An 11,833-nucleotide genomic window follows, 5' to 3' on the forward strand; every position below is an offset into this window, starting at 1 on the left:
ACTCCGGCGTCCAGTCCGCCCGGCTTCAACTCCGGCGTCCAGTCCGCCCGGCGCACTTCGTCGCCGGCTCCACACAGCTCCGATCCTCGCCACAACTCCGGCCTTCTGTGGGCCGCCGGCCGTCGCCGCGATCCCGGCCTCCGCGCGCCCCCGGCCCTCGCCGCAGCTCCGGCTCTCCGCGCAGCTCCGGCTCTCCGCGCAGCCCGGGCCCCGCGCCCCGGCCTCTTCCAGCCTCGGCCCCTTACACCCCAGGCGCCCTTCAACTCAGGTCTCTTGCAGCCCCGGCGCCTCACGGCCTTGGCCCCAGCCGCAATCCCGGCGTCTCACGGCCTTGGCCCCTGCCGCAACCCCCGCGTCTCACGGCCTTGGCCCCAGCCAACCCCGGCGCCTTGCAACCCCGGCACCTTCCAGGCCCCCCAGCCGGCGCAGCGCTACGGCTCGGTCGTCTCCGACTCCAGGCGGGCCCGGGTTGCCGCCCCGTAGACCCCCAGCCCGTCCGACTGGATGCCGCGGGCGAGTTGGTAGGTGCGTACCGAGGTCTGTACCTGCTTGTCGAAGATGCCGTTGTCGGGGCCGGTGTAGAGGTTCAACTGGGCCAGGCGGAGCTGGAGTTCGGTGACCTCGGGGCCCTCGTCGCCGCGTTGGAGGACCGCGGCGGGGCTGCTGCCGCCCTGGCGGTCGGTGGCGGCGGCGCTCGACGTCGTGGTGGTGGCGGTCGGCGTCGGGCTCGGGCGCGTGGACCTCGACGGTGTGGCGGACGGGGTCGAGGACGCCGTCGGTGACGGGGTCTCGCTGAGCGACGGGGTCGGGGACGCCGACGTCGGCTGTGCGGACGTGGAACCGCTCGTGGACGGAGTCACCGGCGCCGCGCTCTTCGACGTGATCGGGACGCTCGCCCGGATGTCCTGGGGAGCCGCCTCGTCCCGGGACGGTGTCTCGTACGAGAACACGCCGCTCGCGAAACCGGCCACCACCGCCACGAGGACGACCGCCCCCGCGGCGGCGAGGAGGACGGTACGGCGGTGACGGCGCGGGGAGTCGGTGCTCGTGGGTGGTTCCGGGGCATCCCCGTCACCCTCGAACAGGCTCAGGTCGGTCGCGTTCGGGGGAGGGGGCACGGTCGGGAGGAGTGTCGTCTCCGCCTGTGCGGGCGGCGCGGGCGGTACCGCGCGCAGCACCATCGTCTCCTCCACCGCCGGCAGCCGCTGTGTCTCACCCTCGGGCAGAGCCGACGCGGCCGGCGGCGTCCGCTCCTGCGGGTCCCCCTCCAGCTCCACGTACGGCCTGATCCGCAGCGGGTCGAAGTCCTCCGCCGCTGCCGCCTCCGCCGTGCGCGCGGCACGCAGCGCGTCGGACGCCCGTTGGGTGCAGGCGCAGGACGGGGAGCCGTCGGCAGCCCGCGGCGCTCCGCACTGCGGGCATATGTGCCCCTTCGCCTCGTTCACGTGTTCGTCCCTCCCCGTCAGAACTCCCGAGGTTATGCGGATCTCCTTCACGCCGTCTCCTCCGACCCCCGGAATGACAGCTTCCATTCGGACTCGACAGGCCGTAACAGTCCAAACCGATCACCATGGATGTGTAACGAGAGCCTCGGGAGGTCTTCATGGCCGGCGATGCGCACGGTATGACAGGGAATGTGCACGACGCGCAGCCACCGGAGAAACCCCCGCGGCGGGGCAGCGCCGCCCAGGAACACGTGTCCGGCAACGTCCTCGTCTCCATCGGGGCGCTGCTCCTCGGGCTGCTGCTCGCCGCCCTCGACCAGACCATCGTGTCGACCGCGCTGCCGACGATCGTCAGCGACCTCGGCGGACTGGAACATCTGTCGTGGGTGGTCACGGCCTACCTGTTGGCCTCCACCGCCGCGACCCCGCTCTGGGGCAAACTCGGCGACCAGTACGGACGGAAGCGGCTGTTCCAGATCGCGATCGTCATCTTTCTCGTCGGGTCGGCTCTGTGTGGTGCAGCGCAGAACATGCCCCAGCTCATCGGCTTCCGGGCGCTGCAGGGACTCGGCGGCGGCGGGCTCATCGTGCTGTCGATGGCGATCGTCGGCGATGTCGTCTCCCCGCGTGAACGCGGGCGCTACCAGGGGCTGTTCGGGGCCGTCTTCGGCGCGACGAGCGTCCTCGGGCCCCTCCTCGGCGGGCTGTTCACCGAGCACCTGAGCTGGCGCTGGGTCTTCTACGTCAACCTCCCCGTCGGAGTCGTCGCCCTCGCCGTCATCGCCACCGCCCTGCACATCCCGCGCAAGTCGACCCGGCACGTCATCGACTACCTCGGCACCTTCCTCATCGCCGCGGTCGCCACCTGCCTCGTCCTCGTCGCCTCGCTCGGCGGCACGACCTGGGGCTGGGGTTCACCGCAGATCATCGGGCTCGCGGTGCTCGGCGTGGTCCTGATCGGGGCGTTCGTGGCCGTGGAGCACCGGGCCGCCGAACCGGTCCTCCCGCTCAAGCTGTTCCGCGTCCGCACCTTCTCCCTCGCCGCCGTCATCAGCTTCATCGTCGGCTTCGCGATGTTCGGCGCGATGACCTATCTGCCGACCTTCCTCCAGGTCGTCCAGGGCATCTCGCCGACCATGTCCGGCGTCCACATGCTGCCGATGGTGTTCGGCATGCTGATCTCGTCCACCACCTCCGGCCAGATCGTCAGCCGCACCGGCCGCTGGAAGGTGTTCCCCATCGCGGGCACCGGAGTCACCGCGCTCGGCCTGCTCCTCCTGCACCAACTCGACGAGAACAGTTCCACCGGCGAGATGAGCGCCTACTTCTTCGTCTTCGGGCTCGGACTCGGCCTGGTCATGCAGGTGTTGGTGCTGATCGTGCAGAACGCCGTCTCGTACGAGGATCTCGGCGTCGCCACCTCCGGCGCGACCTTCTTCCGGTCCATCGGCGCGTCGTTCGGCGTCGCCATCTTCGGCACGATCTTCGCGAGCCGGCTGGGCGACAAGCTCACGGACGCTCTACGGGGCACCTCGTTGCCGCCGGGCGTCACACCGGACGGCCTCGAGTCCGACCCGCGCGGCATCTCCCAACTGCCGCCCGCGGTACGTCCGGAGGCCCTCCACGCCTACGCCTCCTCCATCACCGACGTCTTCCTCTACGCCGCCCCCGTCGCCCTCGTCGGCTTCGTCCTGGCGTGGTTCCTCAAGGAGGACAAGCTGCGCGGCTCGGTCACGGCACCGGACCTCACGGAGACCCTCGCCAGCAACCCCGTCCAACGGTCCTCCTACGACGAGGTGTGCCGCGCGCTGTCCGTGCTCGGCACCCGGGAGGGCCGCCGCGAGATCTACCGGACGATCACCGCGAAAGCGGGCTACGACCTTCAGCCGGCGGCGAGTTGGCTCCTCCTGCGCATCAAGCGGGACGGCTGGGCGGAACCGGGTGTGCTCGCCGAACGCAGCTCCGTGCCCCTGCCCGTCGTCCTCGCCGCGGTCCGCCAGATCGAGGGGCGGCAGCTCGCCGTACGCGAGGGCCTCGACCTCCGACTGACCGACCAGGGGCGGGAGATGGCCGAACGGCTGTCACAGGCCCGTGAGGAGTCCCTCACGGAGACCCTGGGGGACTGGTGGGGGCCGGACCGGCCCACCGATCTGATCCAGCTGGTGAAGGAACTCAACGGGGAGTTGTGCGGCTCCGACCGGGAGCAACCGCACAACGGGGCGGTGAGCGGGGTCGGTTGAGATCTTGGTGTGGGCCGGTGCTCCTTGAACTGGGCCGCACCATATTGGTTCGGTCGCCTTCGGGGCGCTGGAAGCCGGTGTCGAGAGCCCCACCGTGCTCGGCGCTGCGCGCCTCCGCGCTCCCCCACTCTCGGCTTCGCTCGAGCGGGAGGGGCCCCCATGCCCTCTCGACACCGGCGCGCCCCTACGGCTCCCTCTCGGCCGACGCCTGGGGACAGCGGGAGTTGGTGGGCTCTCGCCGCTGGTTGAGGAGGCTTTTGCGGAACCAGTGTTCCGCGTACTGGTCGTCGTTGTGGGGCTCGGTCTCCTCGTAGCCGAGTCGGGTGTACAGGGTGCGGGCCTCCACCAGGTCGTGTCGGGTGTCCAGGATCATCGTCGTGGCGCCCAGCTCGCGTGCGGCCTCCTCGGCGGCCGTCACCAGCCTCGGGGCGCCGCCCCGGCCGCGCATTCCCTCGTAGAGGAAGACCCTGGTCAGCTCGGCGGTCTTCGGGTCGAGGAGGCGGAAGCCCGCCGAGCCGGCTACCGCACCCTCGTACCGGGCCACCAGCAACTGGCCGCCGGGCGGGGCGAGTTCGGAACCGGTGCGGGCGGCGACCTCCCGCTCCAGTTCCTCCGGGTCGGTGCGTCGCCCCTCGTGGAGCAGGTACCAGCGGTCGCTGACCTCCGTGTAGTACGCCCGCCAGAGTGCGGCGGCCACGGGGGAGTCGAAGGGTTCCGGGGCGATCGTCCAGGTCATGCGGGCATTGTCACGAGGGGGTGGGGAGGCGGCGCAAGCGAATATGGGTGACCTCGGGGGAGTCCAGCACCTGCGTCTTCCGCCACTCGATGTGCTGATCACCCACGTTGTCGAACAGTCGCCGTCCGCCGCACGCGAGCACCGGCACGATGTGCAGGAGCAGTTCGTCGAGCCATCCGGCGCGGATGAACTGCTGGACCAGGTCGGCGCCACCGGCCAGCGACACGTCCTTGCCGGCGGCGGCCTCGCGGGCCAACTCCAGTGCGTGGCCCGGCCCTTCGGTGACGAAGTGGTACGTCGTGCCGCCCTTCTTCACCACCGGCTCGCGCGGGTGGTGGGTGACGACGAACACGGGGGCGTGGAACGGGGGTTCGTCGCCCCACGGGATCTCCCCGGTGATGAACATGCCGTGGCCCATGACCACCGCGCCCGGCCGCTCGATCCACTCCGCGAGCAACTCGTCGTCCTGGCCGGTGTCCCCGCCCGTCATGCCCTGCATACGACGGAAGCTCCGCAGCCCGAACACCCACGAGTGCAGCCGCTCCCCGCCGATCCCCAGCGGATGCTCCCGCCCCGACTCCGGCCCCGCGATGTACCCGTCCAACGACAGGCCCAGCCGTGCGATGACCTCGCCCATGACAACCTCCTCGATCGGTCCCTACGGGGGTACTCACTGGTGCGTCGATCGGGCCGCCGCGAAATCGACACACCCGCACCACGAAATCCCCGGAGCCGTGGCCGTCGTTTGAAGGAGGCCTTTACGGCAACCCGGTACAGGAACCGACCGACTACGAGAGCCGGTTGACCAAGAACCCGGAAGGCACTCATGTCCACAGGCGTGATCATCGTTTTGATCGTGATCGTGGTCGGCGTGGTCGCTGCCGCGGCCGCCCTGGCGCTGCGTGCCCGAGGCGCGGCCGGCGGCTCGGGTCTGAAGCGCCGCTTCGGGCCGGAGTACGACCGGACCGTGGCCCGGCACGACGGCGACGCGAAGGCCGCCGAGCGCGAGCTCGGCGAGCGCGTCCAGGAGCACGGTTCGCTGCGCGAGCAGCCGCTGGAGCCCGCGGACCGCGAGCGGTTCCAGGCCCGGTGGGCCGCCGCGCAGGAGCTCTTCGTCGACTCGCCCCGCGAGGCCCTGACCGACGTCGACCGGTTGCTCGGCGAGGTGGCCGGCGCCCGGGGCTTCCCCGATGTCGCCGAGTACGACAAGCAGTTCGACGCGCTGTCCGTGCACCACGCGGCCCACGTCCACGGCTACCGACGCGTGCACCGCGTCGTCACCGCCCGCACGAACGGCACACCGGAGAGCCAGGCCGGCACCGAGGAGATGCGCGAGGCCATGCTCGAGGCCCGCGCCCTCTTCGACGACCTGGTGAGCGACGGCAACCGTAACGGCGACAGTCACGGGCGCGGCGGCCGCCACTCGATCGGCTCATTCAACAAGCAGGCACTGAAGGGGAGTTGAGCTACATGACCGACGCGATACGGCCGACCGACGGCAACACGAACGAGAACGAGAACAAGAACGACGGCAGGAACGACGGCAACAAGACCGACGACAACAAGAACGCGGGGCGCGTCGACCGCAAGGAGACCGACAGGACTACGGACGGCAGGACCGCCGACGGCAGGACCGCGGACGGCCGGACCGCCGAGAAGGTGACACCGCTCGGGTCGTCCGACAGGACTCCGACCGCGGCGACGCCCTTGACGTCATCCTCGTCGTCGACGACCTCGTCCCGCGACACCGGCACCGCGATCCCGACCCCGCGTACCGGCGACACGACGAGGACCTCCCCGCGCGAGTCCACGGCCGGCACCGACCGCACCGCGGACCGCACCGACCGCACTGCGGACCGCACCGCCGACCGCACCGACCCGTCCGCGCGCCCCGTGCGGGACGTGCCGGCCGTTGTCGGCATCGGCTCCGGCGCCGCCGCCGACAACGGCCGGCACGTCCCGCAGGGCGTCGAGAACGGCAGCCTCATGCCGCACGACGAGAGCGACAAGTTCAGCCTGCGGCTGCAGCACGCGGTCACCGGGTTCGTCGACGAGCCCCGCTCCGCCGTGGAGGAGGCCGACCACGTGCTGGAGGAGGTCGCCGCCCGCTTCACGGAGGCCGTCACCAAGCGCCGCGCCACCCTGCACGGCTCCTGGGAGTCCAAGGGCTCCGACGACACCGAGCAACTCCGCCTGGCCCTGCGGGACTACCGCGAGCTGACCGAGCGGCTCCTACACCTCTGAGCCGTCGACAGTCCGGCGCTCCCGCCGATCCCGCCACTCGCGTACGACCTCTTCCACGTCGTACGGCTTCATCCCCAGTGGGGGACCCGGCGGCGGCTTGAACATCATGTCGCGGATCTTCACGTTGACTTCGGTGATGATCTGCCGTGCGATCCGCTCCGAAGGGGCCGAGTACGCCGCAGCCAGGGCGTCCTCGGCCTCTTTGCGCAGTGCGAGCGTCGGTGGCAGCACGGAGATGCCCTCGCGGGCCATCTTCTGCTTGATCCACCACAGTTCGTCGTACGTCGTGTCGGCGCCGGACGGCAACGGCTTGCCCGCGCCCGGCAGTTGGGCGAACTCTCCGGCACGCTCGGCGTCACGGATCTGCTTGTCGACCCAGGACTCGAAGGACACACCCGGTGGCTTTCGCTCGGTCATGACTTCATTGTGCCGGACGCGGCACGGCCGGGCGATTTATCATGCGCCCGCTGCTGTAAGGACACTTCATAGGGGAGCGCACGTGCTCGAACTCACCATGGCCACGGTCTCCGGGACGGACGCGGGCGCGACCGCCGGGATGCTGATGGCCGAGTCGCCCAGTGACCCGGGCGCGGTGCTGCGAGTGGGCCGGGACGAGTCGGTGTGCCGGCTGGTGACACCGGACGACTGGCTGTTCATCTCGCGGGTCCATCTGGAGTTCCTGTGCGGGCCCGAGGGCGTCTGGCAGGTGAGCTGGCTGCGCGGCTCCCAGCCCGACCCGTCCTCCGAAGTACGCCTGATCGTCGGCGAGTACGCCCAGACCGTCGCCTACGGAGGCAGCGTGCCCTTGCCCCGGGGCGGCAGCGGCGAGATCGTCATCCAGGACCGCACCGGGCCGCGCAGCGTCAACGTCGGCTTCTATCACGAGAGTTGACGGACCGGCGGGATCAGTCGAGCACCCGCGCCAGCGCGAACCCGTCGTAGCCCTTCCTGCCCACCGTCTGGATCGCCGTACCGGACAGGCGCGCGTGCGAACCGATCAACTCGATGGCCGTACGCGTGCCTTGGACGTCCGGCGAGGTGCTGTCCGGGTCGGCGACCCGGCCGCCGCGGACCACGTTGTCGATGATGATCAGGCTGCCGGGGCGGGTGAGCTTGAGGGCCCACTCCACGTAGTACGGGTTGTTGACCTTGTCGGCGTCGACGAAGACCAGGTCGAAGGGCGTCGGGTGCTCGTCGGCCAGCACGGCCAGTGACTCCAGGGCCGCGCCCACCCGCACCTCGACGATCTTGTCGAGGCCCGCGCGGGCGATGTTGCGGGTCGCGACCTCCGCGTGCTTCCGGCTGTACTCCAGGGTGACCAGCCGGCCGTCGGCGGGCAGCGCGCGGGCCAGCCAGATCGTGCTGTAGCCGCCGAGGGTGCCGATCTCCAGGACGCGGCCGGCGCCCTGGGTCAGGGCGAGGAGATGCAGCAGCTTGCCCTCGGCGGCGGACACCGCGATCTCCGGGAGCCCGGCCGCCTCGCTGTCGCGCAGGGTTGCCCGGAGCACCTCGTCCTCGGGGGCGAGATGGCTGATGAAGTAGTCGTCGACGTCGTCCCACACCTGTGACTCGCTCATGCGCCTGTCCCTTTCGTGATTCCTGTGACGATCACTTCCTACCCGGAACGACCCGGCCTGTGCGCCGGCGGCGGCGGAATCACCGGGGGCGGCGGGAGCGCCGGGCGCCGGGCCCGTCGTACGGCCAGCAGGACGGCGGTCGTGACGAGTACGGCCAGGCCGCCGACGATCGTCAGCAGCCAGGCCGGGACGCCGGCCACCTCGCGCAGATGGTCGTCGTAGATCACCTGCTGGAACGGGGTGTCCGTGGTCGTGCGGCGCAGCAGGTGGTCGCCTGTGATGCGGGCGGGGTCGGGGAACTCCTGGTTCACGGCGGTCAGGAACGGGGTGCCCTTGGCGAGAGCGGCCAGCGGGCCCGAGGCGGGGGTGATCCGGCCCGCGTAGGCCACCTGCGGTTGCGAGCCGCCGATCGCGCTGCTGGGTTCCATGCGGTGGGCGGCGAGGATGTACAGGCCCAGCGACTGCGGGGTGCGGGCGAGCCGGGACAAACGCATCGGGTAGACGGGGGACTCGGCGGCGAAGGTGAGGTGGAGCGGGTCGAGGGCGCCGGTCAGGGCGGTGCCGGCGGTCGCGGGGGCGAGGCGGATCGCCACGTACTCCCAGCGCTGGTCGACGTACGGCTGAAGGGCCTGGCCGAGGCGGGACGGCAGGACGAAGCCGTTGGTGTTCAGCCAGTCGCCCAGCGCGTCCGGGTCGGTGGCCGTCAGTCGGGCCACGTCGAAGGGGCCGAGCCGCTCACGGCCGACCACGCCCACTCCGGGAGGCGGCACGGCGCCCGGCGGCGGGCCGCCGACCGCGTCGCCGGAGACGAGTGGCCAGTCGCCGTCCTGGGGCCAGAAGTGATAGCGGTCGCGGTGCACGGGCGCGGTGATCCCGTTCAGCGTGTCGAAGAGCGCGGGGTCGGCGAGCGTGGCCGTCGCCCGGTGCGGCACCGGCATGATCCACGCGGCCTGCCGGGTGTCCCCCGTGACGGTGAGCCGCATCACGATCTGCTCCTGGCGCCCGTCCCAGCGCACCACGGACGCCTCGCGCCCCACCGCGATCTGCTGGGCCGCGGTCGGCACCAGCGCGCCGCAGCCGCAGGCCCAGGCCGGTGACACCAGCGAGCCGAGCTGAAGGGCGAGCAGCGCCAGGACGACGGCCAGCACCCGCGCGCGTGCCCGCCCCGGCAAGGCCTCCGGCAAAGACTCCGGCAAGGATTTCCAGGGTGATCTCCGCGACGATCTCCGCAGTGACCTCCGTGGCGAAACGATCAGTAAACCGATCATGCCCACAAGCTATCGGGCCATCGTGCCCGGTCGGAAGCGCGCGGTTATTTGCTGTGCCCAGGCAACCCGGGGCCGACTATCGTCATCCGGACAAAAGGAGGGCGGACGTCAGGTGAAGGGGGGGTTGCCTGCGTCTCTCCCCCAGGGGGTGCGAACCTCATAGGGTTCCCAGAGGGAACAGCCGCGCGTGTGACGCGTGGGACGAGTGGGGCGGGAGGCCTACGAGGCGTGGCGAACGTGGAGCACAGCGGGCGACAGGCGGGAGCCGTGGGAGCGTTCGGGGCGAGTGCCGCCCAGGCGACCAGGACACGGCTGCGCGTGGCGCGCCTGGGCCTGTGGCTGGTCGCCGCGGTCCTCGCCGTACGGCAGGTGGCCGTCGTCCTCAGCACCCCGCAGGGGGAGCGGCTGACGGACCTGGAGACCTGGGTCGGGACGAACGGCGTGCTGCACGTGAAGGGCTCGCTGTACGACTCGACGCAGTTCACCGGCACCCCCTTCGGCGGGCTCGTCCTCAAGCCGCTCACCCGGGCGGCCGAACAGGCCCTCGGCTGGGGCTGGACCTTCGGCACGCTGCTGCTGGTCGTCGCGCTCGGCCTGGTCGTCTCCCGCGCGCTGCCGCAGCCCGTCACCCGGCGGGCCTCGCTGCTCGCCGCGCCCGTCGCGATTAGCCTGCTCATGCTGTCGCTGCCGGTGCGCAACACGCTCTGGCTCGGCCAGACCAGCATCATCCCGGTCCTGCTCGTGCTGCTCGCCTGCTTCACCGTGCGCGGCGAGCGGGCCAGCGGTGTGCTGATCGGTCTCGCCGCGGCCCTCCAGCCGACGGTGCTGCTGTTCGCTCCGCTGCTGTGGTTCACCGACCGGCGCCGGGCCGCCGTCACCTCCGCGCTGACGTTCGCCGCGAGCGCGGTGATCGCGTGGGCGGCGATGCCGCACGACTCGTACACCTACTGGGTGCACCACATGGCGGGCGCGGGCCTCGGCGGCGCGGCCGACGGCCTCGGCAACCAGTCCCTGCACGGCGCGCTGCTCCGGCTCGGCCTCACCGGCCCGCTGGAGATCGGGGTCTTCCTGACGCTCGGCGCGGCCGTCACGTACCTGGGCCTGCGCCGGGCCGTGCGGTACGCGCGCGACGGGCAGTTGCTGCTCGCGGTCGCGGTCACCGGCTGCGCGGCGATCGCCGTGTCGCCGACGACCTGGCAGCACCAGCTGCTGTGGGTGCTGCTCGCGGTGGTCGGCCGGGTCGGCAAGCGGGCCTCGGACCGCTATGTGTGGCCGGTCGCGGTGGTCCTCGTCGTCACACTGCCCGCGAAGATGATGCTGCCGAACATGTCGGCCGTCTATCCGCTGCGTGACAACGTCGTCCTGCTCATGGCGCTCGCCGCCGCGACCGTCGTGCCGTTCCTGCCCCGCACCTCCGAGTACTACCGCCGCCCGATCCCCACGGAGTACGCCGAGCCGGTCCCGACCCGCTGGAAGCACGTCCCGCTGATCCCGCAGCTGCGCCGCGTCCTGACCCGCCCGAACCTCCTCCTCGAACTCCTCCTGATCCGCGTCACCTACGCCGCCTACCAGAAGGTCCGCCTCGCGGCGACCGGCGGCACGAACGCGGGCGGCCGGGCCACGGCCGAGCACCACGGCCACCAGATCCTCGACATCGAGCGCTTCCTGCACATCGACATCGAGCACGCGGTCAACCACTGGGTCGTGAAGGTCGAGTTCCTCAAGGACTTCTTCAACTTCTACTACGAGTCCTTCCACTTCGTGGTCCCGCTCACGGTCATGGCCGTCCTCTACTGGCGCCGTCCGGTCGACTACCGCTGGGCCCGCTCCGCCCTCGGCTTCGCCACGCTCCTGGCCCTGGTCGGCTTCTGGCTCTACCCGCTGGCCCCGCCGCGCCTGCTCCCCGGCCTCGGCATCATCGACACGGTCCACGGCGTCCAGGACTTCTCCAAGCCGGACTACGGCACCCTCACCGCCCTCACCAACCAGTACGCGGCGATGCCGTCCCTGCACTTCGGCTGGTCCCTGTGGTGCGGGGTCGTCATCTTCGCCCTCGCGCCGAAGTGGTGGATGAAGGCCCTGGGCCTCCTCCACCCCTTCTTCACCGTCTCGGCGATCGTCGCGACCGGCAACCACTGGGTCCTGGACGCGGCCGGCGGCGCGGCGGTCGTCGCGGCGGGCTTCGGTCTTGCGTACGTGTTCCAGGGGCCGCGGGCCCGGTCGGCGACGGCGCAACCGGCCGAGGCCGAGGGGGAGTTGGTGGCGGCGACGGGTCGTGGCGCGGGCTGATCCGGTCCTCGCCCGGCACACGGTCCAGGTCCTC

11 protein-coding genes are annotated in these 11,833 nt (G+C 71.3%); 5 read left to right on the forward strand and 6 right to left on the reverse strand.

The window, feature by feature from the left end; all coding sequences use genetic code 11:
* Positions 1-431: 431 nt before the first annotated feature.
* Entirely contained in the window at positions 432-1,445 is a 1,014-nt protein-coding gene (locus tag JHN63_RS15265; protein ID WP_200681512.1) for a peptidoglycan-binding protein, read from the reverse strand.
* Between the two features lie 158 nt (positions 1,446-1,603).
* Here JHN63_RS15265 and JHN63_RS15270 point away from each other — a divergent pair, with 158 nt between their 5' ends.
* Entirely contained in the window at positions 1,604-3,685 is a 2,082-nt protein-coding gene (locus JHN63_RS15270; protein ID WP_200681519.1) for an MFS transporter, read from the forward strand.
* A gap of 184 nt (positions 3,686-3,869) precedes the next feature.
* Here JHN63_RS15270 and JHN63_RS15275 read toward each other — a convergent pair whose 3' ends face one another.
* Positions 3,870-4,421 carry a GNAT family N-acetyltransferase gene (locus JHN63_RS15275; RefSeq protein ID WP_200681525.1) on the reverse strand — a complete coding sequence of 184 codons (552 nt, stop codon included), beginning with the start codon at positions 4,419-4,421 and terminating at the stop codon, positions 3,870-3,872.
* A gap of 10 nt (positions 4,422-4,431) precedes the next feature.
* Complete coding sequence (locus JHN63_RS15280; protein WP_200681529.1) at positions 4,432-5,058, reverse strand: dihydrofolate reductase family protein; 627 nt, start codon at positions 5,056-5,058, stop codon at positions 4,432-4,434.
* A 189-nt stretch (positions 5,059-5,247) separates the two neighbouring features.
* Here JHN63_RS15280 and JHN63_RS15285 point away from each other — a divergent pair, with 189 nt between their 5' ends.
* Both JHN63_RS15285 and JHN63_RS52670 read left to right on the forward strand, forming a co-directional pair.
* Positions 5,248-5,886 carry a hypothetical protein gene (locus tag JHN63_RS15285; protein WP_200681531.1) on the forward strand — a complete coding sequence of 213 codons (639 nt, stop codon included), beginning with the start codon at positions 5,248-5,250 and terminating at the stop codon, positions 5,884-5,886.
* A 5-nt stretch (positions 5,887-5,891) separates the two neighbouring features.
* On the forward strand, positions 5,892-6,665 hold the full coding sequence (locus tag JHN63_RS52670) for a hypothetical protein (protein WP_234476907.1): 774 nt from the start codon (positions 5,892-5,894) through the stop codon (positions 6,663-6,665).
* Here JHN63_RS52670 and JHN63_RS15295 read toward each other — a convergent pair.
* Positions 6,654-7,082, reverse strand: a complete 429-nt coding sequence (locus tag JHN63_RS15295) for a DUF1992 domain-containing protein (protein WP_200681533.1) — start codon at positions 7,080-7,082, stop codon at positions 6,654-6,656. The genes JHN63_RS52670 and JHN63_RS15295 overlap by 12 nt on opposite strands.
* Before the next feature lie 82 nt (positions 7,083-7,164).
* On the opposite strand from JHN63_RS15295, the gene JHN63_RS15300 reads away from it, so the two are divergent.
* Positions 7,165-7,557 (forward strand): FHA domain-containing protein, encoded by a 393-nt coding sequence (locus JHN63_RS15300; RefSeq protein WP_200681537.1) that lies wholly within the window; start codon positions 7,165-7,167, stop codon positions 7,555-7,557.
* Positions 7,558-7,570: 13 nt separating this feature from the next.
* Here the strand turns inward: JHN63_RS15300 and JHN63_RS15305 are convergent, their stop codons facing one another.
* Both JHN63_RS15305 and JHN63_RS15310 read right to left on the reverse strand, forming a co-directional pair.
* Positions 7,571-8,242: an O-methyltransferase gene (locus JHN63_RS15305; protein WP_200681539.1), complete on the reverse strand. Its 672-nt coding sequence runs from the start codon at positions 8,240-8,242 to the stop codon at positions 7,571-7,573.
* Between the two features lie 38 nt (positions 8,243-8,280).
* On the reverse strand, positions 8,281-9,438 hold the full coding sequence (locus tag JHN63_RS15310) for a DUF2330 domain-containing protein (protein ID WP_234476908.1): 1,158 nt from the start codon (positions 9,436-9,438) through the stop codon (positions 8,281-8,283).
* Positions 9,439-9,738: 300 nt separating this feature from the next.
* Here JHN63_RS15310 and JHN63_RS15315 point away from each other — a divergent pair, with 300 nt between their 5' ends.
* Entirely contained in the window at positions 9,739-11,799 is a 2,061-nt protein-coding gene (locus JHN63_RS15315) for a phosphatase PAP2 family protein (protein WP_200681551.1), read from the forward strand.
* The last annotated feature ends 34 nt before the right edge of the window (positions 11,800-11,833 follow it).

Source organism: Streptomyces sp. MBT65 (genome assembly GCF_016612545.1).
Lineage (GTDB): Bacteria > Actinomycetota > Actinomycetes > Streptomycetales > Streptomycetaceae > Streptomyces.

Bases quoted from the DNA above. Each gene is read 5' to 3' on its own strand.
- JHN63_RS15270 (WP_200681519.1), top strand. From the start codon at position 1,604: ATGGCCGGCGATGCGCACGGTATGACAGGGAATGTGCACGACGCGCAG.
- JHN63_RS15275 (WP_200681525.1), bottom strand. From the start codon at position 4,421: ATGACCTGGACGATCGCCCCGGAACCCTTCGACTCCCCCGTGGCCGCC.
- JHN63_RS15280 (WP_200681529.1), bottom strand. From the start codon at position 5,058: ATGGGCGAGGTCATCGCACGGCTGGGCCTGTCGTTGGACGGGTACATC.
- JHN63_RS15285 (WP_200681531.1), top strand. From the start codon at position 5,248: ATGTCCACAGGCGTGATCATCGTTTTGATCGTGATCGTGGTCGGCGTG.
- JHN63_RS52670 (WP_234476907.1), top strand. From the start codon at position 5,892: ATGACCGACGCGATACGGCCGACCGACGGCAACACGAACGAGAACGAG.
- JHN63_RS15295 (WP_200681533.1), bottom strand. From the start codon at position 7,082: ATGACCGAGCGAAAGCCACCGGGTGTGTCCTTCGAGTCCTGGGTCGAC.
- JHN63_RS15305 (WP_200681539.1), bottom strand. From the start codon at position 8,242: ATGAGCGAGTCACAGGTGTGGGACGACGTCGACGACTACTTCATCAGC.